The following is a 20,841-nucleotide window of genomic DNA, read 5'->3' as shown; positions in this document are numbered from 1 at the left end:
CCCTCTCAGGGGAGGACGTGGGAGGAACGGGCGATCGACACGGCCTCATGCCGGGTCCGTGCCGAGAGCTTGACCATGGCCGTGTTGAGATAGGACTTCACCGTCGACTCGCGCAGCGACAGCGCCTCGGCTATGCGGGCATTCGGCCAGCCCAGGGCGACATGCGAGAGGATGTCGGTCTCCCTCGGCGACAGCTTGACGGCGGGGACAGGCGTCTGGAATCTCTCCGGGTTGTGTCCGGAGAGGATATCGGCCAGGCGCGCCTCGACGCCGGTGAGCTTCTCCCGGGTCTCCTCATCGACGATGTCGGAGCGGATGGCACGAAGCTCTGCATAGGTGTGTCGCAGAGCTTCGCGACCCGACGGATCCAGATCCGGGTAGAGCGGTTCCTCCTTGACCGGGACGCGTGGTTCCTGCCGGTAGCCGAGCCGGCCGAGATCGACCGAGAGCTGTCGCACCCGCCGGACGAGATCTCCCGTCTGCGGGGCGGCGGCATTGTAGTCCGCGCGGTGGCCGCAGTAGACCATGCCGGTGACCTCACCGCCGTGCAGGGTGGGGACGGCTACGAGGACGCGGATGCCCTCACCGAGCACCTCCTCGTCGTAGTGATGGGTGATGAGAGGGTCGATCTCGTAGTCGCGGGTGAGCTGCGGAGTGCCCTCGGTCATTGCCCGCCCTCCGAGTCCGCGCCCGGTGCTGACGATGAGGGACGAGAGAAGGTCCTTGTCGGCGCCGGCGACGGCTTCGACAGCCACCGAACCCTCTTCGACCATGCCTCCGAAGACGACGTCACCTGTGCCGCTCTGGTGCAGGGAGTCGACGGCTTCGACGAACAGGCGACGGGTCTCGACTTTGAGAGCCCGCGTTTCCTTGGCGTGCGCATTCATGTGAACAAGCTACCAACTTTCGGTGGTATTCCCTAGCGCATGCTGAACGTTACCTTTGGGTCATGTGATTCAGAACACTGATGTTCTGTCCAATCAAAGGAGAAAGAATGAATGACCCCGTCAACACCGGTGTTGACTTCCTCGCAGAGGAGGAGAAGCCGGAGTTCAAGGCCCTCAAACGCAAACGCTTCTCGGTGGTGATCCCGCTGTCGATCGCGTTCCTCGTCTGGTACTTCCTCTACGTCATCCTCAGTACGTACGCGCATGACTTCATGTCGACGAAGGTCGTGGGGGAGATCAACGTCGGACTCGTATTCGGGCTGCTGCAGTTCGTGACGACCTTCGCGATCACGATGTTCTACGTCTCGTTCGCCAACAAGAAGCTCGACCCTCCCGCGGAAGCGATCCGTGAACGACTGCAGGCCGAATTGGAAGGACACCGCCCATGAGCATTCTGGCAATCGGAGACTTCGTCGCTTCGGGAGTCGACCTCCTCGGCGCAGCGACCACCGAGGTGGAGAACAACCCGGTCCTCAACATCACGATCTTCGCCGCATTCGTCGCGGTCACGATGTTCATTGTTCTGCGGGCCAGCCGCAACAACAAGTCCGCTTCGGACTACTACGCAGGCGGACGGTCGTTCACCGGACCGCAGAACGGTTTCGCCATCTCGGGTGACTACCTGTCTGCCGCGTCCTTCCTCGGCATCTGCGGTGCGATCGCCGTCAACGGCTATGATGGGTTCCTCTACTCGATTGGCTTCCTCGTCGCCTGGCTCGTCGCTCTGCTCATCGTCGCCGAGCTCATGCGCAACACCGGCAAGTTCACCATGGCTGATGTGCTGTCCTTCCGCCTCAAACAGCGCCCCGTGCGCATGGCAGCAGCCCTGTCGACGCTGGCGGTCTGCTTCTTCTACCTGCTCGCGCAGATGGCTGGCGCCGGCGGACTCGTGTCTCTGCTCATGGGCATCGATGGCAAAGTCGGCCAGTCGCTGGTCATCGCCGTCGTCGGCGCGCTGATGATCATCTACGTCCTGGTCGGCGGAATGAAGGGCACCACTTGGGTGCAGATCGTCAAGGCGATCCTGCTCATCGCCGGTGCCTTCGCCATGACCGTCTGGGTACTCGCACTCAACGGCTTCAATCTCTCGACGCTGCTGGCCTCCGCCGTGGACAACGCAGCCGAAGGAGTCGGGGAAGGCGTCCTCAACCCGGGTCTGCAGTACGGTGAGAATCCGCTCGACTTCATCTCCCTGGCACTTGCGCTCGTGCTGGGCACGGCGGGTCTGCCCCATGTGCTCATGCGCTTCTACACCGTCCCCACGGCTAAGGAAGCTCGCCGATCCGTGGTGTGGGCGATCTGGCTCATCGGTGCGTTCTACCTCTTCACCCTCGTGCTCGGCTATGGTGCGGCCGCACTCGTCGGTGCCGACACGATCAAGAACGCTCCTGGCGGCGTGAACTCCGCGGCACCGCTGCTGGCGCTCCAGCTCGGAGGGCCTCTGCTCATGGGCTTCATCTCCGCGGTCGCGTTCGCCACGATCCTTGCGGTGGTGGCGGGCCTGGCGATCACCGCGGCGGCCTCGTTCGCCCACGATATCTACGCCAACGTCATCAAGAAGGGCAAGGTCGAGGACTCCGAGGTGGAGGTCAAGATCGCCCGCCGCACCGTCGTCGTCATCGGTGCTGTCGCGATCATCGGCGGCATCGGAGTGCAGGGTCAGAACATCGCATTCCTCGTGGCCCTCGCCTTCGCCGTCGCCGCCAGTGCGAACCTGCCCACGATCGTGTATTCGCTGTTCTGGAAGCGCTTCACCACTCGCGGTGCGGTGTGGTCGATCTACGGCGGACTGATCTCGGCGATGGTGCTCATCGCGTTTTCGCCGGTCGTCTCCGGCTCTGAGACCGCCATGATCCCCGGTGCCGACTTCGCGATCTTCCCGCTGTCGAACCCGGGCATCATCTCGATTCCGCTCGGCTTCATCCTCGGCTGGATCGCCTCGATCACGGACCGGACAGTGGAGAGCCCAGAGCTTGCCGCAGAGATGGACGTTCGTGCTCACACCGGTTTCGGCGCCGAGGAGGCTGTCGAGCACTGAGTCATCCGCCGACCGCGTGTTCGAAGTGCAGACGGCCTGATTCTGATCAGCGCGAATGCACCTCGAACACGCGGTTGTCGCTGTCTGCGGTCGACCGCTCGACCTTCGCTGCGTTGGAAAGCTGTAGACTGGTTCGAGTCGCCGGCTAAGGCATGTCAGCATCGAGTCTGCTCCTGGTGCATGCCTGCTGACCAGCGGTGGCATGCGGGCGTAGCTTAATGGTAAAGCTTCGGCTTCCCAAGCCGATGACGCGGGTTCGATTCCCGTCGCCCGCTCTCCTGTCGCCTGTCGAAGTGCCCTCGAAGCCCCACAGCCTAGGGGCGACCGGCGAAGCGGCCGAGCAGCTCGACGTGCCCGGCGACGATGAGCAGGTCCTGTTTGCCCACTCGAGTCGTCGGATCGGCGTAGGTGAAGTCGCGGCCGGGACTCTTGATGCCGACGATCGTCACTCCGTACTTGTCGCGGACACCGGACTCGCTGAGGGTGAAGCCCTGGATCTCCCGCGGCGGACGCATCTTCACCACAGCGAAATGGCCCTCATCGAACTCGATGTACTCCATCATCCGGGAGCTGACCAGGTGAGCGACTCGGCGGCCGGCATCCGACTCCGGGTAGAGCACATGGTGGGCGCCGATGCGGTGGAGGATCTTGCCGTGCGACGGAGAGATCGCCTTCGCCCACACCTGCGTGACTCCCAGGTCGACGAGGTTGGCGGTCGTGAGGACGCTGTCTTCGATCGAGGTTCCGATGCCGACGACGGCGGTCGAGAAGTCACCGGCGCCCACCTGGCGCAGAGCATCGATGTTCGTCGAATCGGCTTCGACGACGTGCGTGAGCTTTCCGCTCCAGTCCTTGACGAGCTCGGGATTGTGCTCGATGGCCATGACTTCGCGACCCAGACGGGCAAGAGTCGCCGCAGTCGAGGACCCGAAGCGCCCCAGTCCGATGACCAGGATTGAAGTGTGTTCGTTAGCCAACGACCGGCCTTTCTTCGGGGTAGCGGTACAGGCGCACTGAATCCTGCATGGACAGTGCAGCCGCCAGTGTAATCGTACCGAGGCGACCGATGAGCATGATCACCGACAGAACATAGAGTCCCGTGTTCGGTGAGGTCGCCGACACCCCTGAACTCAGACCCACGGTGCCGAAGGCCGAGATCACCTCGAACAGCACGCGATCGATTGGCTCCGCACTGATCTGCAGCATGGTCAGGGTGCCGAGGAAGACGATCATCGCACCCGTGAGCAGGATCGAGATCGAGAGCTTGATCGTCGACGACGTCAGCCGCCGGCCGAAGACGTGCACATCCTGCAGGCCCCGGGCCTCGGCGTACGCGGCGAGGACGAGCACTGCCACCGTCGTCACCTTGATTCCGCCGGCCGTCGACGACGATCCGCCGCCGATGAACATCATCAGATCCATGAGCAGATGCGAGGCCTGACTCATGTCCGCGATCTCCATCGTCGCGAACCCGCCGGATCGGGGCATGACCGCCATGAACAGCACTTCGACGAAGGTGTGGCCCGCGTTCTTATCGCCCAGGGTCGCCGGGTTGGCCGACTCGAACAGCGCCAACAGCAGCAGTCCGATGGCCAGGATCGTGGTCGTGGTCGTCAGCGTCAGCTTCGTATGCAGGTCCCATCGGCTGGGCCGGTTCCAGAACATTGCGACCATGAGCACGACCGGGAAGCCCAGCGACCCGACGAACACCCCCGCCATGAGCAGGGACAGAATCCACGGATCCGAAGCGAAGTAGGCCGCCCCGCCCTCGTGGATGGTGAACCCGGCGTTGTTGAACGCCGAGATCGAGTAGAACACCGAATACCAGATGGAGTCGCCGAGTGACTCTCCGCGGATGAGGAACCGCGGGAACAGCAGTACCGCGAGGATCGATTCGGCGGTGAAGATGGTGATGACCACGGTCTTGAGCAGCGAACCTACCTGACCCAGATTGAGCGCCGAGGTGGCCTGCTGAGCAATCAGGCGCTGCCGCACTCCCAGCCGCCTGGAAACCGCCATGCCCAGCACCGAGGCGAGGGTGAGGATTCCGAGACCGCCGACCTGGATGCCCGCGGTGATGACCGAGATTCCGAAATCCGACCAGTACTGCTCCGTGACGACGGGGGTCAGTCCGGTGACGCACACGGCCGAGACCGCCACGAACACGGAGTTCGCGATGTGCGTGGCCTGATCGACCGAACCGGGGTCGCGCATGCTCGCCGGCAGCATCAGCAGAATCGCAAACGCCGCGACGACGGCGACGAAGGACCCGATCGCCAGACGCGCCGGTGAAGCCACGGCGAGGTCGTCGACGAAGTCGCGGACCCACCGGCCCGGCTTCAGCAGCCGGTCGTAACGAGGCGAGGAATTCTTGGGCACATGCACCATGGTAGAGCCGGTGGCCCCGGAATCGGCGCAAGTGAGCTGCGCCATATAGCATGGTGGGCATGGCCGAAAATGATGTGTATGTCGTTTGGGACGACGAGGTGACCGGTTACAACTTCGGTCCCAGCCACCCCATGCACCCCCTCAGGCTCGACCTGACAGCGAAGCTCGCCATGGACTTCGGCCTCTTCGAAGCGGAGAACGTCCACGTCAATCCCATCGGTGAGATCGATGAGGCGAAGCTCGCGCGCCTCCACGACTCCGACTACATCGCCGCGGTCAGGCAGGCCGGCACCGAGGAGGGCCTCGACGAGGAGGACGCGAACAGGTATGGGATCGGCACCGAGGATGTCCCGGGGTTCGAGAACATGCACACCCCCTCGGCACTGCTGTTCCAAGGCAGTGTCAACGCCGCGAATGCGATCATCTCCGGGGAATATCGGCGCGCGGTGAACTTCTGCGGCGGAATGCACCACGCGATGCCGGGCAAGGCCAGCGGCTTCTGCGTCTACAACGACGCCGCAGGTGCGATCACCGAATTCCTCGACTCCGGATATGAGCGCATCGTCTACCTCGATACCGACGCCCACCACGGTGACGGTGTGGAGACCTTCTTCTGGGACGACCCGCGAGTGCTCACGATCTCGATCCACGAATCGGGGAAGTTCCTCTTCCCCGGCACCGGATTCCCCGCCGATATCGGGGGACTCAAGGCGGCCGCCTCGGCGGTGAATATCGCCCTGCCCCCGCGATCGGGGGACGCGGACTGGCTGCGCGCCTTCGACGCCACGGTCCCGCAGGTCGTCGCCGCCTTCGAACCTCAGGTCATCGTCTCCCAACACGGCTGCGACGGACACCGCACTGACCCTCTGACCCATATGCGTCTGAGCGTGGACGCCATGCGGATCGCCGCCGAACGCATCCGCGACCTCGCCGTCGAACATGCCGACGGACGCTGGCTGTCCGTCGGGGGAGGGGGATACGCGATCATCGACGTCGTGCCCCGCGCCTGGACGAACCTCCTGGCTGTGGCAGCCGGACGCGATATCGATCCCGGTGCTCGGATCCCCGGGCGGTGGGCCGCCTATGCGCAGACGAAGACCGGACGGGAAGCACCGCTGTCGATGACCGACGGATTCGACGGCTCCTTCGAACCCTGGTCGAAGGGATTCGACCCCGAAGCCGAACTCGACCGGGCCGTGATGGGCACCCGGAAGAACATCTTCCCCTTCTACGCCCTCGACCCCTACTTCGATTGAACTGAGCCGAACCCGATCCCCGCGCCCTCGCGGATCGTCTGCCACCGTCGTTGTGGATCTGGACACAGTTTTGGGAAAGCAGGCGGCCAAGCGATAGAATTGCACGGTTAGTTCAATGGGTGGGCACCTGAAGTTCACCCTCCACCGACAAGCACAAGGGGTACCCGAGTGGGCTCAGTCATCAAGAAGCGCCGCAAGCGTATGTCGAAGAAGAAGCACCGCAAGCAGCTTCGCAAGACACGTCACCAGCGTCGCAACAAGAAGTAAGACCCAACGGTCCTACGCCCCCGCTCGAGTGATTTCTCGGCGGGGTTTGTTGCACCCGATGAGGAGTGAGCCATGGTCGACCTGACCTTTCTCACGCGTGTCGACTGCCATCTGTGCGCCCAGGCGCTGCAGACCGTCACCGAAGTGGCCGCGGGCAGAGACGTGACCGTGACCGAGATCGACATCGACACCGATGACGATCTGGCCGCGCAGTACGGCTGGGATGTTCCGGTCGTTCTTCTCAACGGGCGACAACACAGTTTTCATCGAGTCGATGAGAAACGGCTGTCCAAGGCGCTCGACGCCTTGGGCGCATGAGATCGATTGAAGGAGTGAGGCGGATTCGTGGGCGAGATTCTGTCCGCCAACAGGATTGAGGGTGTCGTTCGCAAGGACGTACCCGAGCGCGTGATATCCCGGCTCCCGATCTATCTGCAGACCGTCGAGACCATTGCCGCCACGGGCCAGGACACAATTTCGTCGGAGGACCTCGCCGCACGCAGTGGTGTGTCCCCGTCGATTCTGCGTAAGGACCTGTCCCAGCTGGGGCGTTCGGGAACTCGCGGCGTCGGCTACTCCTGTCCGGAGCTGGCCGCGACCCTGCGGACGTTCCTCGGCCTCGACCGAGATCGCCGCGTCGCCATCATCGGCGCCGGACGCCTCGGTTCGGCGCTGGCCGACTACGCCGGATTCCGGCGCCGCGGTCTGCGCCTGAACGCCGTCTTCGACATCGACGAGGAGAAGATCGGCACTGCCATCGGTGCTCTGACCGTCTCTTCTCTGGACGAACTGCCCGCCTGGTCCGAACACATCGACCTCGTGGTCATGGCCGTCCCCGCAGCCGCGGCACCTGCGGCGGCCCAGAAAGCCGTCGAAGCAGGTGTGCGCGGCATTCTCAATTTCTCACCCACCGTGCTCGACACACCGGATACCGTTCGTGTCCATCAAGTCGACTTGGCCAGTGAGCTGCAAGTACTCGCATACTATTCGGCGCTGGACACGGCACCGCTCAACCCTGGTTTTGAGGAGCACAGGAATTGACTCTCTTGGTTCTCGGCATTTCACATCAGTCGGCTCCGATCGACATGCTCGATCGGATGGCCTTCGGGGCCGGTGAAGTCGGCACTCTGCGACGGGACGCCCTGGCCGGAGACAACATCGAGGGACTCGCGGTACTCTCGACATGCAATCGCCTCGAACTCATCGCCGACGTCAACGCCTTCCACGGCGGACTGGCAGACCTCGGCAACGCGCTCGTATCCTCGATCGACAAAGAGTGGTCGGACATCGCCGGGCACTTCTACGCCCATTACGACAATCAGGCCATGGAACATCTGCTCAGGGTCGCCTGCGGCCTCGACTCGATGGCCATCGGCGAGGCCCAGATCTTGGGCCAGCTCCGCTCTGCCTTCACGGATTCGCAGTCGGACAAGGCACTGACGTCCGAGCTCTCCCAGGCAATGCAGCAGGCGCTGCGTGTGGGCAAGCGCGCCCATTCGGAGACCGACCTCGGAGACGTCGCTCGATCCCTCTTCGGCGCCGGTCTCGAAGCTTCGGCCGCTCATATCGGATCCTTGCGCGCCGCTAATGCATTGGTCATCGGCGCCGGAGCCATGTCGGGCCTCGTCGTGTCCGGACTGCACAAGGAGGGCGTCGCCCACATCACCGTGCTCAACCGCACCCTCGACAAGGCTGAGCGCCTCGTCGCCGAGGTGGGCGGACGCGCCCGCGAACTCACCCCGCGCATCATGGCCGAAGAGATCGCCGACGCCGACCTCATCGTCTCCTGCACCGGTGCCCGCGGAGTCGTCGTCAGCCGCGACGACATCGTCGCCGGTCTCGCGCAGAACCCCAAGGGCGCCGCGAACAAGGCCTTCATCGATCTCGCCCTTCCGCACGACATCGACCCCAGCGTCCGCGAGTTCGAGAACGTCGCCCTCTTCGGCCTGGGGGAGATCCGCGAACTGCTGCGTGGCTCCGACCGGGAAAGCGATGCGAAGGTCGTCGGCACCATCGACGAAGTCCGCACCATCATCTCCGCAGAACTTGAGAACATCGCCACCGGAAACAAGGAACGGTCCGTCGCCCCGACCGTGACCGCCCTGCGCTCCCACGCCAAAGACGTGCTCGCCTCGGAGACCCAGCGTCTGGAGAAGAAGCTCGGCGACTCCGTCGACGAGAAGGCGTTCGCAGAGATCCGCAAATCTCTGCACCGGGTGGCAGAGAAGCTCATCCACACCCCGACCGTGAAGGTCAAGGAACTCGCAGTGACCGAATCCGAAGTCGACTATGCTCAGGCGCTCATGCAGCTCTTCGACCTGCCCGTGAATAAGGCCGCCCATGCCAAGACCACACCGGAGACGAAGGTCGCCACGGCCGCCAGCGCACACCATGTCGAGGCCGACGGAGTCCGCCCGGTCGCCGATCACACCCTCGACATCGTCGAACCCGAACACTTCACCGGCCGCACCGTGCGTCTGGGCACCCGCCGGTCCCAGCTGGCCCGGTCCCAGTCCACGGCGATCGCTCACCAGATCGCGGCACTGACCGGCTGGCGCGTCGAGATCGTCGAGGTCGTCACCGAAGGCGACGTCAACATGTCGCCCCTGGCCGGCTTCGGCGGCACCGGAGTCTTCGTCTCCGCCGTCCGCCAGGCCCTCCACCAGGGCAAGATCGACCTGGCCGTGCACTCGCTCAAGGACCTGCCCACCACCCCCGAGGCGGGGATCCAGATGGCAGCCATCCCGCCGCGCGTCGATCCGGCAGATGTCCTCATCGGCCGTGACGGGCTGAGCCTGAACGACCTGCCCGCCGGGTCGGTCATCGGCACTGGTTCGCCGCGCCGTGCCGTGCAGCTGCGTGCCGCACGTCCCGATATCGAAGTTCGCGGTGTGCGCGGAAACGTCGACACCCGCATCGCCCACGTCCGCGACGGCCGACTCGACGCCGTCGTCCTCGCCGCTGCCGGCGTGCGTCGCATCGGGCGCCTCGCCGAAGCCACCGATTCGCTCAACTTCGACGTAATGCTCCCGGCCCCGGGCCAGGGCGCCCTGGCCGTTGAGACCCGCAGCGCCGACAGCGGTTATGCGACCACTGCGGACATCCTCGACGGCGACGCCGAGGTGCGGGCCGCTCTGCGTCAGATCCACGATCAGACCACTGACCTCGCCGTAACCTGCGAACGTGCGATCCTCTCCCGCGCCGAAGCCGGCTGCTCGGCACCCATCGGCGCGCTGGCGAAGATCGAAGGCACCGAGTTCATCGTCGACGCCGTGATGGCCGATGATGACGGCAAACTCGCTCGCACCCGTCAGAGTGCTGAACTGCCTGCCCTGCTCGACGCGGACTGGAGCACCGGCAGCGATCAGCAGCTGTCGGTGACCGCGAAGGAACTGGCGCGAGTCGCCGATGAACTCGGCACCGCCGCAGCCGAGGACCTCTTGGGACGCCTCGGCATCGACCCGGCCGCCAGCGCCGATCACCTCACCCCAGTCAAGGTTCAGGAGCAGGGATGAACAGCCAACCGACAACGGGCCAGGTGCAGCCGCGCCGACTCCTGCCGGCAGCACCACGTGTCGTCTTCATCGGCAGCGGACCCGGCGAATCGGGTCTGATGACGATGCGCGGCGCCGAGATCCTCGCCACCGCCGAGACCGTCGTCTACGACGCCGGTGTCCATTCCGAGATCGTCACCGCCTATGTTCCGCAGGCCGCGACCCTCATCGATGCCGCCGACCTCGGAGTCGCCGCTTCCACCCGCGGCCGACGCATGGCCGAACTCGCTCGCCCGGACAAGACCGTGGTGCGGCTGAGCTCGGACGACGGAATCATCTTCACCACTACGACTGCGGAAGCCGGAGTCTGCCGCAAGGAACAGGTCGAGGTCGAGATCGTGCCCGGAGTCGGACTCTCCGCCTCGACGGCGGCCTACACGGGAACCGCTCTGACAACCAACCGCGTCCGGTCCGTGCGCTTCATCGAAGCCGGACCGCAGACCCATGTCGACGTCTCCCGCCACCGCAACACTACGCATGTGCTCACCGGCAGCGCCTCTGCCCACGAACAGGCCATCGAGGCTCTTCTGGGCGACGGCTGGGACGAAGATACGAAGGTCCTCCTCGGGTGGGGAATCTCCACCATCGAGCAGACGAGCGTGGAGACGACCTTGAAACAGGCGCTGTCCATGGCGCAGTCAGGAACTGATCGTATGGTGGTGATCATGGGGCAGGGAGTGGAATCCAGAGGAGAACTCAGCTGGTTCGAATCCAAACCGCTCTTCGGCTGGCAGGTGCTCATCCCGCGGACGAAGGAACAGGGAACCTCCACAGCAGAGGCCCTGGCCGAACTCGGCGCCGTCGGCACTGTCGTCCCGACCATAGCCGTCCAGCCTCCGCGCACACCGACGCAGATGGAGAAGGCGATCCGCGGCCTCGTCGACGGATCCTACGAATGGGTCGGCTTCACCTCGGTCAACGCCGTGCGCGCCGTGCGCATGTGGTTCGAGGACTTCGGACTCGACTCCCGCTCGATGGCCGGAGTCAAGGTCGCAGCCGTCGGCGGTCGTACCGCCGCGGCACTGGTCGACTGGGGAATCACCCCCGACCTCGTCCCCGACGGGGAGCACTCCGCACGTGGACTGGCCGCAGCATGGCCGGACTTCGTCGATGACATCGACCCGATGAACACGGTGCTGCTGCCGCGCGCCGACATCGCCACCGAGGTGCTCGTGGCCGGGCTGCTGGAGAAGGGGTGGGACCCCGACGACGTCACCGCCTACCGCACCGTGCGTGCTTCGCCGCCGCCGGCACCGATCCGAGAATCGATCAAGGCCGGCGACTTCGACGCCTTCCTCTTCACCTCCTCATCGACGGTGCGCAACCTCGTCGGCATCGCCGGCAAACCCGCTCCCACCTCGGTGATCTGCTGCATCGGTCCGGCGACGGCGAACACCGCGGTCGAACACGGGCTGCGCGTCGACGTCCTCGCGGAGGAAGCCAACCTCACCTCGCTCATCGACGGTCTCGTCGAATTCGCACTCACCCAACGCGCCGAAGACGTGGAAGCCGGGATATCCCCGCAGCGTCCGAGTCAGAAGCGGCGCAGAAGGAAGGCCTGACATGTCATTGGTTCCCGGATCCGTCCGTCCCCGCAGGCTGCGGTCGACCCCGGCCCTGCGTCGCCTCGTGTCCGAAGTGCGACTCCACCCCTCGGACCTCATCCTGCCGATGTTCGTCAAGGAGGGCTTGAGCGAACCGCTGCCGCTGGGCGGAATGCCGGGAGTCGTCCAGCACACGCTCGACTCCCTGCTCGAGGCCGCTCGGGAGGCGGTCGCGGCCGGAGTCGGCGGACTCATGCTCTTCGGCATCCCCGAGCACAAGGATGAGATCGGCTCCCAGGCCGACGACCCCGAGGGCATCCTCAACCGGGCGCTTTCGCTGCTGGCTCGCGAGCTCGGCGATGACACGGTGATCATGGCGGACCTGTGCCTCGACGAATTCACCTCCCACGGCCACTGCGGAGTCCTCGACCAGGCCGGGGGAGTCGACAACGACGCCACCCTCGATCGCTACGCCTCGATGGCACTGGCCCAAGCTCGCGCCGGGGCCGAGGTGCTGGGACTGTCGGGCATGATGGACGGCCAGGTCGCCTACTGTCGTGAGGCGCTCGACGCTGCCGGATTCACCGACACCGTCGTCATGGGCTACACCGCGAAGTACGCCTCCGCGTTCTACGGTCCCTTCCGCGAAGCCGTCGACTCCGAACTCAAGGGCGACCGCAAGACCTACCAGCAGGATCCGGCGAACGGACGCGAGGCGCTGCGCGAACTCGGTCTCGACCTCGCCGAAGGCGCCGACGTGGTCATGGTCAAGCCCGGGCTGCCGTACCTCGATGTGCTCGCCGAGGTGGCTCAGGAATCCATCGTGCCCGTGTGGACGTACCAGGTGTCCGGTGAGTACGCGATGATCGAATTCGCGGCCGCCGCCGGCGCCATCGACCGGGAGAAGTCAATCGACGAATCCCTCATCGCCTTCAAACGTGCCGGTTCCGATGCGATCCTCACTTACTGGGCCACCGAGGTCGCCCAGCGTCTCCAAGCCGAGGCCGCAGGTCATCTGCCGAACCGCAATGCAGTCGGAGGCCGGTGATGACCGAACCTCGCTGGCTGTCGGCCGTCGACCAGAAGGCCTGGCGCAGCTACCTCAACGGCTCTCAGCTGCTCAGCACGCAGTTGGACAAGGAGCTGCGTGAGAATCACGGAATCGGCCTGCCCGAATACGAGATCCTCGTGCGTCTGTCCGAGCACGAGGACCGGACGATGCGGATGGCGCTGCTGGCCACAGACACGACCATGTCCCGGTCACGACTGACCCACAGCGTCGCACGGATGGAGAAGCGCGGACTGCTCGAGCGCTCCGCGATCCCCGAGGACGGCCGCGGCGTCAACTGTGTGATGACCGAGGCCGGATGGCAGCTGCTGCGGGATGCCGCCCCCGATCATGTCGCCGGAGTCCGCAGCCACCTCGTCGATCTCCTCGACCCCGAGGAGATGGAGACCCTGGGTCGGATCTTCACCAAAGTCTTCGACCATATGACAGACAACAACGGCTCCTGAGCCGCCCCCATGCGTAACTGAGAACGATCCGGGGACGAAACCCGACCCGCGAAGAATCAGAGGAGAACCATGACGACAGCAGAGACGAACGGTCACACCACTGATCGGTCCGCCGCCCTCTTCACCCGCGCCGAGGCGGTCATCCCCGGCGGAGTGAACTCCCCGGTCCGCGCGTTCAAGGCCGTGGGCGGCACCCCTCGTTTCATCACCGAGGCGACTGGTGCGTGGCTGCGCGACGCCGACGGCAACGACTACATCGACCTCATCGGGTCGTGGGGTCCGATGATCATGGGCCACTCCCGTCCCGAGGTTGTCGCCGCCGTCCAGGAAGCCGCTGTCAAGGGATTCTCCTTCGGCACCCCGTCGACCGGTGAGGTCGAACTCGCCGAGAAGATCGTCAACCGCGTCGATCCCGTCGATCAGGTCCGCCTCGTATCCTCGGGCACCGAGGCGACGATGTCGGCGATCCGCCTGGCCCGCGGCTACACGGGCCGGTCCAAGGTCGTGAAGTTCGCCGGCTGCTACCACGGTCACGTCGACTCGCTGCTGGCACAGGCCGGCTCCGGACTGGCCACCTTCTCCTTGCCAGACACCCCCGGAGTCACCGGAGCCCAGGCACAGGACACGATCGTCGTCGACTACAACGATGCCGCCGGACTCGAAGCCGTGTTCGCCGAACACGGAGCGGACATCGCCTGCGTCATCACCGAGGCCAGTCCCGGCAATATGGGCGTCGTGCCTCCCCGCGACGGCTTCACGAACACGATCCGCCGCCTGACCAAGGCCCACGGTGCGCTGATGATCAGCGACGAGGTGATGACCGGATTCCGCGTCTCCGCCGCCGGCTGGTACGGCTATGAGGCTGAGAGCCTCGGCTACCCTGAAGGTCCCGCCGACCTGTTCACCTTCGGCAAGGTCATGGGCGGCGGCTTCCCGGCAGCGGCCTTCGGAGGTCGCGCCGACATCATGGGCCACCTCGCACCCTCAGGGCCCGTCTACCAGGCCGGAACGCTCTCCGGAAATCCGGTGGCCACGGCTGCGGGACTGGCCACGCTGAAGCTGACCACCGAACTCGATGTGTACTCGCACATCGGTCGAGCCGCGGACATTCTGCGCCCGGCCGTCGCTGCGAGCCTGGAGGCCGAAGGCGTCGCCCACGTCATCCAGTCCGCGAACTCGATGTTCTCCGTGTTCTTCACCGACACCGACGTGACGAACTACGACCAGGCTCGGGCCCAGAACGTCGACCGCTACACCGCGTTCTTCAACGCCATGCTCGACCAGGGCATCCACATGCCTCCGAGCGCGTTCGAAGCCTGGTTCCTCTCCTACGCCCACACCGATGAGATCCTCGACCGGATCATCAGCGCCCTGCCTGCGGCGGCCAAGGCCGCGGCTGCGGTTCCGGAGACCGGGAAGGCGCAGTCATGACCACCATCCACCTCGTCCGACACGGCGAAGTCGACAACCCCGACGGCATCCTCTACGGCCGTCTGCCGCATTTCGGTCTCACCGAGCGCGGACACGAGATGGCCGCCCGCGTGGCCGAGCACTTCGCGTCGGCCCAGAACCGGCCGGTCGAACTCGTCGCCTCTCCGCTGCTGCGGACCCAGCAGACGATCGCACCTCTGTCCGAGGCGCTCGGACTGCCCGTGTTCGACGACGACCGCGTCATCGAAGCGGCGAACTCCTTCGAGGGGCAGAAGCTCAACGCGCGGCGCCTGGCCGAACCGAAGAACTTCGTGCGTCTGTACAACCCGCTCATCCCGTCCTGGGGAGAGCCGTACAAGCAGATCGTGCTGCGCATGCGGGCCGCGATGGCCAGTCTGCGCGCCAAGCTCGACCTCCACGGTCCGGACGCCGAGGGAGTCATCGTCTCCCACCAGCTGCCGATCTGGATGATCCGCCTGTCGGGGGAGGGTCGCTCGCTCGTCCACGACCCGCGCAGGCGTGAATGTGACCTGGCTTCTATCACGAGTTTCACATTCGATTCCTCCATACTGGTGTCCGTGAGTTACGAGAGCATCTGTGCGGATCTGCAGCCGGGCACCGCGGTGGCAGGAGCATGAATTTCGGACGCCAGCCGCTCAATCGTCGCGCTCTCTTCACCTCCGCAATCGCAGCCGGCACCGCCGTGGTGCTCAGCGCCTGCAGCGAGAACGATGAGCTGGCCGATCAGGCCGGTTCCGACCAGGGCTATGTCTCCGGTTCGGGAGTCGTCTCACGGGTGCCTGCCGAGGACCGCGGCGAACCACTCGACCTGAGCTTTGAGACCCTCGACGGGAAATCGATGTCGCTGGCAGATCTGCGTCCCACTCCGGTCGTCGTCAACCTCTGGTACGCGGCCTGCCCGCCGTGCCGGAAGGAAGCCCCGGACCTGAAGTCCGTGTCCGAGGAATTCGGGGACAAGGTCCAGTTCATCGGTGTCAACGTCCGCGACCAAGAGGCCGCGGCCAACGCGTTCATCCAGAACTACCAGGTGCCGTACCCGAACATGCTCGATTCGAACGGTGAGATGGTCTCCCTGCTCTCCGGCGTACTACCCCCGCAGGCCACCCCCTCGACGGTGGTCCTCGACGCGAAGGGCCGGGCCGCGGCCAGAGTCGTCGGAGAAGTCGACGCGTCGACGCTCAAGGGACTCATCGAGGACGTGCAGTCCGAGTGAGTGGCCTCGGGGCGGACTTCGCCCAGACCGTCCTCTCGGGACCGCTGCTGCTGGCTGCCGGCGCGGCGGCCCTGGCCGGACTCGTCTCATTCGCCTCACCCTGCGTTCTGCCGCTGGTGCCAGGCTACGTCGGGTACGTCACCGGACTCTCCGGATCCTCACTGAAGGACAAGCAGACATGGCGAGTGGTCGTGGGCATCAGCCTGTTCGTCCTCGGCTTCACCGTCGTCTTCGTGCTGCTGGGAACCAGCTTCTCAGCGCTCGGTGCGCTGTTCTCCCAATGGCAGTCGATCATTCTGCGCGTCCTCGGCGTCATCGTCATCGTCGCCGGTTTCGTGTTCATGGGCGGATTCGGCCTGCTCCAGAACGAGCACCGCATCCGCGCCAGACCGAAGGCCGGACTCTGGGGCGCCCCGGTACTCGGAGCGACGTTCGCCCTCGGCTGGGCGCCCTGTGTGGGACCTACTCTGTCGGCCGTGCTGAGCATGTCGGTGAGCTTCGGCGGCGACGGCATGATCTGGCGCGGAGCACTGCTGGCCTTCGTCTACTGCTTGGGTTTGGGCATCCCGTTCATCCTGCTCGCGCTGGCGATCCACAAGGGCGCCGGACGACTCGAATGGGTGCGGAAGCATCAGACACCGATCGTGCGCGCCGGGGGCATCATGCTCATCATCCTCGGTGTGCTCATGGCCAGCGGCGTATGGAATATGTGGATGACCTCTCTGCAAGGTCTCATCAATGGATTCGAAGTGGTGATCTAGTGGCGGGCTCAACCGAAGGCTCGGAGAAGACGCAGCCGAAATCGGGTGCGAAGTCGACCGCGAAGAAGGGCGACAAGCCTGCCGCGAAGTCGACCGTGAAGCAGCCGCAGCTCGGGTTCCTCGGCATGTGCCGGTGGGCCTGGACGCAGCTGACGACGATGCGTGTGGCCCTGATCCTCCTGCTCATCCTCGCCCTCGCCGCGATCCCCGGATCTCTGCTGCCGCAGCGGATCCAGGACCCGGGCCGTGTCAACACCTTCCTGGAGAACAACGGCGCCTGGGGGCAGTTCCTCGACACCATCCAGATGTTCGACGTGTACTCCTCCGTTTGGTTCTCCGCGATCTACCTGCTGCTGATGATCTCGCTCATCGGCTGCATCATCCCGCGGACGAAGCAGCACTGGAAGGCGATGCGCTCGACCCCGCCCAAAGCGCCGAGGCGGCTGTCCCGGATGCCCGGATATTCAACCTTCGCCTCGGCGCAGGGAGACGCGGAGACCCGTGAGGATGCTGACGAGGCGTTCCTCGACGCCGCCGAAGCTCGGGTGAAGAAGTCCGGGTACCGGATCAACCGGCAGTCCGATCACATCGCCGCAGAACGCGGATACCTTCGCGAGACCGGCAACCTTGTCTTCCACATCGCCCTGCTCATGGCGACCCTGACGATGGCGATCGGATCGCTGTTCGGCTACGAAGGACAGCGCATCCTCGTCGAGGGTGAGACGTTCTCGAATTCGCTGGTCGCCTACGATTCCTTCGAACCCGGCTCCTACTACGATGCGGACAATCTGCCGGAGTTCCGGCTCAAACTCGATTCCTTCACCTCCACCTTCGACGATCAGGCGACGGGTAACCAGTTCGGTCAGCCGCGCACCTTCGATGCGAAGGTGACGACGACTGCGGACGGGAAGACCGAATCGCACGTCCTCAAGGTCAACGAGCCGGTGCGCGTGGGCGGCGTCGGCGTCTATCTCACCGGCAACGGCTACGCCCCCGAGGTGACCGTGCGTGATGCGAAGGGCGATATCGTCCAGTCCGGTCCGCAGGTGTTCATCCCGGACGGCGGGGACCCCGGATACACCTCCGAAGGCGTCATCAAGGTTCCGGATTCGGCCGGCACGCAGATGGGCTTCGTCGGGGTGTTTCTGCCCACCGCTGCACAGAATCAGGACGGTGATCTGGTCTCGAGCTTCGCCGAGCTGCGCAACCCCTACCTCGTGATGAGCGGGTACACCGGTGACCTCGGCCTCGATTCCGGAGTCCCGCAGTCCGTGTACTTCCTCGACGCCGAGAACATGACGGAGATGACCGATGAGTCGGGCGATCCGCTCGTCATCCAGCTCGCCGAGGGGGAAACGCAGAAGCTGCCCAACGGAGGTTCGGTGACCTTCGACGGAGTCAAGAAGTACATCGCCGTCGACATCTCACAGGACCCGACTCAGGCGCTCATGCTCATCAGCGCGATCCTTGTTCTCGCAGGGCTCGGCCTGTCTCTGTTCATTCCTCGCCGTCGCGTCTGGGTGCGGATCAAGAACGGCGACGCGGAAGTGGCCGCCCTGGCCCGTGGTGAAGATCCGATGGTCGAACGCGCCGTTGCCGAGCTGGTCAAAGACTTGCGCGACTCGGACCCCGATGAGGGTGAGTACGGCAAAGAGAACGAAAGATGAACTCGAAGTACTACGCGGAGTAGAATAACCGAGGAGTGCGCGTCGCCTTCGGTCTCCGCGCGGAGTCGGACGGGGCGCGCAGACAGACAACAGCATGCGATAGAAGAGCACTTCAACGGTGCGGAGGATGAATGGACATCAACACAGACCTCGCAATGTGGTCGAACCAGTTGATCATCTCGGCGATGATCGTCTACGCCGTCGCCATGATCTTCTACGCCTTCGACCTCTTCGGCGCGCGTGAGCTCAAGACCTCGGAGACCGAGGTCGCCACCTCCGCCAAGGCCAGCACGGTGCGCCGGACGAACCGGAAGACGGCGTCGACGGCCGTCCTCGACCGGCCGGACGACGACGATTCCGTGACGGTGAAGTCGTCGCGGAAGAACCGGCATCGCGGAGCCCGCATCGGCACCTCGCTGCTCGTGCTCGCTATGCTCCTCCACGTCGGGGGCGTGCTTACCCGTGCCCTGTCCGTGGCCCGTGTGCCGTGGGGCAACATGATGGAGTACGTCCTCACCGCCACCGCGATCACCGTCATCGTCTACCTCGTGGTGCTGACGAAGAAGGACGTGCGGTACCTGGGAACGTTCGTCTCCGGCGGCGTGCTCCTATGCCTGGGCCTGGCGATCACCGTCTTCTACACGCCTGCCGCGAAGCTCATCCCGGCTCTGGACTCGTACTGGATCGCCATCCACGTGCCGATCGCGATCCTCTCGACCTCTCTGCTCTACATCTCTGCGATCCTCGCGGTCTTCCAGATCCTCAAGAGCGTGCACGAGACCAAGAACCCGAAGTGGCTGCGGTTCCTGCACCGTCTGCCCTCGAGCACGGACCTCGAGCGGATTTCCTACCGGATCGCGGCCGTCGGCTTCATCACGTGGACATTCACCCTCATCGCCGGCGCCATCTGGGCCGAGGTTGCCTGGAGCCGCTATTGGGGCTGGGACTCGAAGGAGATCTGGACGTTCGTCGTCTGGGTCATCTATGCCGCGTATCTGCATGCTCGTGCGACTCGAGGTTGGGGCCCGACGAAGGTCGCCGTGCTCAACCTCATCGGCATCGCCTCGGTGATCTTCAACTTCACCGTCGTCAACATGTACTTCAACGGACTGCACTCGTACTCCGGCCTCGATTGAGTTGCGGGAGCGGGACGGCCTCAAATGAAGCGCGGATGCAGGCCGACCTCGAATGACGCTCTCGAGCGGGCCGGCCGCGGCACGCACGCGCAGGGGTCGAGAGGGCTTGCTGCGATCTGCAACTCAGACTCCGGCACCTGCTTTCGGCATCGTCCTGAGGATTGGCATACTCCGCTCTCAATTGGCCACCGTAGAAACTGAGCAGTCCAGAAGAAGCTGTACCAAAGCGATTGTCGGGGCCCTTGACCGGGTTGCACGCGCCGACTGACAGGAACTCTGGGGCAGGGAAGGAGTTCAGTTGGAGCGGCCGCGGCCGTCGCCTTTGGTTCCCCGGTCATCAGTGTCGGCGGAGGAATCGGCGGGGTCGCTCTCGTCGTCCGACTTGCCGGAGTCTTCGCGCGGGGAGTTCTTCTCATTGTGGTCCGTGGCAGGAGGAGCGTGCTTGCCGAGTTTGAGTTCGCGATCGACCTGACGCAGATAGTCCGGGTCGTCATCGGGAGCGACCTGCCCGCGAGGGCGTGTGCCGCGCGTGGGCTTGTCTTCGGTACCGCGTCCGAACAGGTACCAGAGGATGAACCCGACGACGGGGATGAAGAGGATGATGAGTGCCCACGCAGGTTTGGGCAGGACTCGAATCAGACCGCGATCGCGCAACAGGCAATCGAAGAGTCCGTACAGTGTCACCGCAGCCGCCAGGACGATCGCGGCAATGAGTAGTCGAGCCATGCGTCAAGGATAGTCCACCAACCTGAGCGCGGCCTCCAGCGGGCGGTGACAAGACTGTCACGATCAGAGGCTAAAATGTGTTCAATGCGCACCTTCTGGCTCTACACTCTCGCTCGCTTCGGCCTCATCATCGCCGTCGGCCTCGTTCTGTTCCCTTTCCTCGGCCTCAACCTGGTGATGGCGATCGCCGCCATCGCCATCGGGGCGCTGCTGAGCTACCTGTTCCTGGGCAAGATGCGTGCCCAAGTGGCAACCGAGATCGAAGCGAAGGTCGCCAAGCGGGCGTCTAGGCCCAAGAAGGTCGGTGCCGATGAAGCGGCAGAGGATGAGATCGTCGAAGAACGTCTCGGAGAAGACGGCGACCAGTCCAGATGAAC

The 20,841-nt window shown here is 64.7% G+C and carries 21 protein-coding genes and 1 tRNA gene; 18 read left to right on the top strand and 4 right to left on the bottom strand.

Annotated elements, in window-relative coordinates:
- Positions 1-5: 5 nt before the first annotated feature.
- Complete coding sequence (locus BLU88_RS15490; RefSeq protein WP_092015865.1) at positions 6-887, bottom strand: helix-turn-helix transcriptional regulator; 882 nt, start codon at positions 885-887, stop codon at positions 6-8.
- Positions 888-994: 107 nt separating this feature from the next.
- Here BLU88_RS15490 and BLU88_RS15485 point away from each other — a divergent pair, with 107 nt between their 5' ends.
- The 3 genes from BLU88_RS15485 (at position 995) to BLU88_RS15475 (ending at position 3,260) form a co-directional block, all read left to right on the top strand.
- Positions 995-1,336: a DUF485 domain-containing protein gene (locus tag BLU88_RS15485; RefSeq protein WP_092015862.1), complete on the top strand. Its 342-nt coding sequence runs from the start codon at positions 995-997 to the stop codon at positions 1,334-1,336.
- Positions 1,333-2,985, top strand: coding sequence for a solute symporter family protein (locus BLU88_RS15480; protein WP_197678148.1), 1,653 nt, complete (start codon positions 1,333-1,335; stop codon positions 2,983-2,985). The genes BLU88_RS15485 and BLU88_RS15480 overlap by 4 nt, the downstream gene beginning before the upstream one ends.
- A 204-nt stretch (positions 2,986-3,189) precedes the next feature.
- Positions 3,190-3,260, top strand: a tRNA-Gly gene (locus BLU88_RS15475).
- A gap of 39 nt (positions 3,261-3,299) precedes the next feature.
- On the opposite strand, the gene BLU88_RS15470 is transcribed toward BLU88_RS15475, so the two are convergent.
- Together BLU88_RS15470 and BLU88_RS15465 are read right to left on the bottom strand one after the other, a co-directional pair.
- Positions 3,300-3,962: a potassium channel family protein gene (locus tag BLU88_RS15470; protein WP_092015860.1), complete on the bottom strand. Its 663-nt coding sequence runs from the start codon at positions 3,960-3,962 to the stop codon at positions 3,300-3,302.
- Positions 3,955-5,373, bottom strand: coding sequence for a TrkH family potassium uptake protein (locus tag BLU88_RS15465; RefSeq protein ID WP_231939739.1), 1,419 nt, complete (start codon positions 5,371-5,373; stop codon positions 3,955-3,957). The genes BLU88_RS15470 and BLU88_RS15465 overlap by 8 nt, the downstream gene beginning before the upstream one ends.
- Before the next feature lie 59 nt (positions 5,374-5,432).
- On the opposite strand from BLU88_RS15465, the gene BLU88_RS15460 reads away from it, so the two are divergent.
- The 14 genes from BLU88_RS15460 (at position 5,433) to ccsB (ending at position 19,738) form a co-directional block, all read left to right on the top strand.
- Positions 5,433-6,629, top strand: a complete 1,197-nt coding sequence (locus tag BLU88_RS15460) for an acetoin utilization protein AcuC (RefSeq protein WP_092017560.1) — start codon at positions 5,433-5,435, stop codon at positions 6,627-6,629.
- A 168-nt stretch (positions 6,630-6,797) separates the two neighbouring features.
- On the top strand, positions 6,798-6,896 hold the full coding sequence (locus BLU88_RS15455; protein ID WP_009882927.1) for a 30S ribosomal protein bS22: 99 nt from the start codon (positions 6,798-6,800) through the stop codon (positions 6,894-6,896).
- Positions 6,897-6,968: 72 nt separating this feature from the next.
- Positions 6,969-7,214 carry a glutaredoxin family protein gene (locus BLU88_RS15450; protein ID WP_092015854.1) on the top strand — a complete coding sequence of 82 codons (246 nt, stop codon included), beginning with the start codon at positions 6,969-6,971 and terminating at the stop codon, positions 7,212-7,214.
- Positions 7,215-7,241: 27 nt separating this feature from the next.
- Positions 7,242-7,937 (top strand): redox-sensing transcriptional repressor Rex, encoded by a 696-nt coding sequence (locus BLU88_RS15445; RefSeq protein WP_092015851.1) that lies wholly within the window; start codon positions 7,242-7,244, stop codon positions 7,935-7,937.
- Positions 7,934-10,411, top strand: coding sequence for a glutamyl-tRNA reductase (gene hemA, locus BLU88_RS15440; RefSeq protein WP_092015848.1), 2,478 nt, complete (start codon positions 7,934-7,936; stop codon positions 10,409-10,411). Before BLU88_RS15445 ends, hemA begins: the two co-directional genes overlap by 4 nt.
- The gene (locus BLU88_RS15435) at positions 10,408-12,012 is read left to right on the top strand and encodes a bifunctional uroporphyrinogen-III C-methyltransferase/uroporphyrinogen-III synthase (RefSeq protein WP_092015845.1); all 1,605 of its coding nucleotides are present in this window, start codon (positions 10,408-10,410) and stop codon (positions 12,010-12,012) included. The genes hemA and BLU88_RS15435 overlap by 4 nt, the downstream gene beginning before the upstream one ends.
- A 1-nt stretch (position 12,013) precedes the next feature.
- The gene (gene hemB / locus BLU88_RS15430) at positions 12,014-13,042 is read left to right on the top strand and encodes a porphobilinogen synthase (protein WP_092015843.1); all 1,029 of its coding nucleotides are present in this window, start codon (positions 12,014-12,016) and stop codon (positions 13,040-13,042) included.
- On the top strand, positions 13,042-13,509 hold the full coding sequence (locus BLU88_RS15425; RefSeq protein WP_092015840.1) for a MarR family winged helix-turn-helix transcriptional regulator: 468 nt from the start codon (positions 13,042-13,044) through the stop codon (positions 13,507-13,509). Before hemB ends, BLU88_RS15425 begins: the two co-directional genes overlap by 1 nt.
- A 69-nt stretch (positions 13,510-13,578) precedes the next feature.
- Positions 13,579-14,940, top strand: coding sequence for a glutamate-1-semialdehyde 2,1-aminomutase (hemL, locus tag BLU88_RS15420; RefSeq protein ID WP_092015837.1), 1,362 nt, complete (start codon positions 13,579-13,581; stop codon positions 14,938-14,940).
- Positions 14,937-15,578 (top strand): histidine phosphatase family protein, encoded by a 642-nt coding sequence (locus BLU88_RS15415; protein ID WP_092015834.1) that lies wholly within the window; start codon positions 14,937-14,939, stop codon positions 15,576-15,578. Before hemL ends, BLU88_RS15415 begins: the two co-directional genes overlap by 4 nt.
- On the top strand, positions 15,575-16,174 hold the full coding sequence (locus tag BLU88_RS15410) for a TlpA family protein disulfide reductase (protein WP_092015831.1): 600 nt from the start codon (positions 15,575-15,577) through the stop codon (positions 16,172-16,174). Before BLU88_RS15415 ends, BLU88_RS15410 begins: the two co-directional genes overlap by 4 nt.
- Positions 16,171-16,935 carry a cytochrome c biogenesis CcdA family protein gene (locus BLU88_RS15405; RefSeq protein WP_092015828.1) on the top strand — a complete coding sequence of 255 codons (765 nt, stop codon included), beginning with the start codon at positions 16,171-16,173 and terminating at the stop codon, positions 16,933-16,935. Before BLU88_RS15410 ends, BLU88_RS15405 begins: the two co-directional genes overlap by 4 nt.
- Positions 16,935-18,602, top strand: a complete 1,668-nt coding sequence (gene resB, locus BLU88_RS15400; protein ID WP_231939458.1) for a cytochrome c biogenesis protein ResB — start codon at positions 16,935-16,937, stop codon at positions 18,600-18,602. The genes BLU88_RS15405 and resB overlap by 1 nt, the downstream gene beginning before the upstream one ends.
- Positions 18,603-18,733: 131 nt before the next feature.
- A complete protein-coding gene (gene ccsB / locus BLU88_RS15395; protein ID WP_092015825.1) occupies positions 18,734-19,738 on the top strand; it encodes a c-type cytochrome biogenesis protein CcsB in 1,005 nt (334 codons plus the stop codon).
- Positions 19,739-20,032: 294 nt separating this feature from the next.
- Here ccsB and BLU88_RS15390 read toward each other — a convergent pair whose 3' ends face one another.
- Entirely contained in the window at positions 20,033-20,464 is a 432-nt protein-coding gene (locus tag BLU88_RS15390; protein ID WP_092015822.1) for a PLD nuclease N-terminal domain-containing protein, read from the bottom strand.
- Between the two features lie 84 nt (positions 20,465-20,548).
- On the opposite strand from BLU88_RS15390, the gene BLU88_RS15385 reads away from it, so the two are divergent.
- Positions 20,549-20,839, top strand: coding sequence for a DUF4229 domain-containing protein (locus BLU88_RS15385; RefSeq protein WP_092015819.1), 291 nt, complete (start codon positions 20,549-20,551; stop codon positions 20,837-20,839).
- Positions 20,840-20,841: the final 2 nt, after the last annotated feature.

Source organism: Brevibacterium siliguriense (genome assembly GCF_900105315.1).
GTDB lineage: Bacteria > Actinomycetota > Actinomycetes > Actinomycetales > Brevibacteriaceae > Brevibacterium > Brevibacterium siliguriense.
This window is presented reverse-complemented; position numbering and strand designations above follow the sequence as displayed.

Excerpts from the sequence above, each read along its gene's own strand:
- BLU88_RS15490 (WP_092015865.1), bottom strand. The coding sequence starts at position 887 with ATGAATGCGCACGCCAAGGAAACGCGGGCTCTCAAAGTCGAGACCCGT.
- BLU88_RS15485 (WP_092015862.1), top strand. The coding sequence starts at position 995 with ATGAATGACCCCGTCAACACCGGTGTTGACTTCCTCGCAGAGGAGGAG.
- BLU88_RS15480 (WP_197678148.1), top strand. The coding sequence starts at position 1,333 with ATGAGCATTCTGGCAATCGGAGACTTCGTCGCTTCGGGAGTCGACCTC.
- BLU88_RS15465 (WP_231939739.1), bottom strand. The coding sequence starts at position 5,373 with ATGGTGCATGTGCCCAAGAATTCCTCGCCTCGTTACGACCGGCTGCTG.
- BLU88_RS15460 (WP_092017560.1), top strand. The coding sequence starts at position 5,433 with ATGGCCGAAAATGATGTGTATGTCGTTTGGGACGACGAGGTGACCGGT.
- BLU88_RS15450 (WP_092015854.1), top strand. The coding sequence starts at position 6,969 with ATGGTCGACCTGACCTTTCTCACGCGTGTCGACTGCCATCTGTGCGCC.
- BLU88_RS15435 (WP_092015845.1), top strand. The coding sequence starts at position 10,408 with ATGAACAGCCAACCGACAACGGGCCAGGTGCAGCCGCGCCGACTCCTG.
- hemB (WP_092015843.1), top strand. The coding sequence starts at position 12,014 with ATGTCATTGGTTCCCGGATCCGTCCGTCCCCGCAGGCTGCGGTCGACC.
- BLU88_RS15425 (WP_092015840.1), top strand. The coding sequence starts at position 13,042 with ATGACCGAACCTCGCTGGCTGTCGGCCGTCGACCAGAAGGCCTGGCGC.
- hemL (WP_092015837.1), top strand. The coding sequence starts at position 13,579 with ATGACGACAGCAGAGACGAACGGTCACACCACTGATCGGTCCGCCGCC.
- BLU88_RS15415 (WP_092015834.1), top strand. The coding sequence starts at position 14,937 with ATGACCACCATCCACCTCGTCCGACACGGCGAAGTCGACAACCCCGAC.
- BLU88_RS15410 (WP_092015831.1), top strand. The coding sequence starts at position 15,575 with ATGAATTTCGGACGCCAGCCGCTCAATCGTCGCGCTCTCTTCACCTCC.
- ccsB (WP_092015825.1), top strand. The coding sequence starts at position 18,734 with ATGGACATCAACACAGACCTCGCAATGTGGTCGAACCAGTTGATCATC.
- BLU88_RS15390 (WP_092015822.1), bottom strand. The coding sequence starts at position 20,464 with ATGGCTCGACTACTCATTGCCGCGATCGTCCTGGCGGCTGCGGTGACA.
- BLU88_RS15385 (WP_092015819.1), top strand. The coding sequence starts at position 20,549 with ATGCGCACCTTCTGGCTCTACACTCTCGCTCGCTTCGGCCTCATCATC.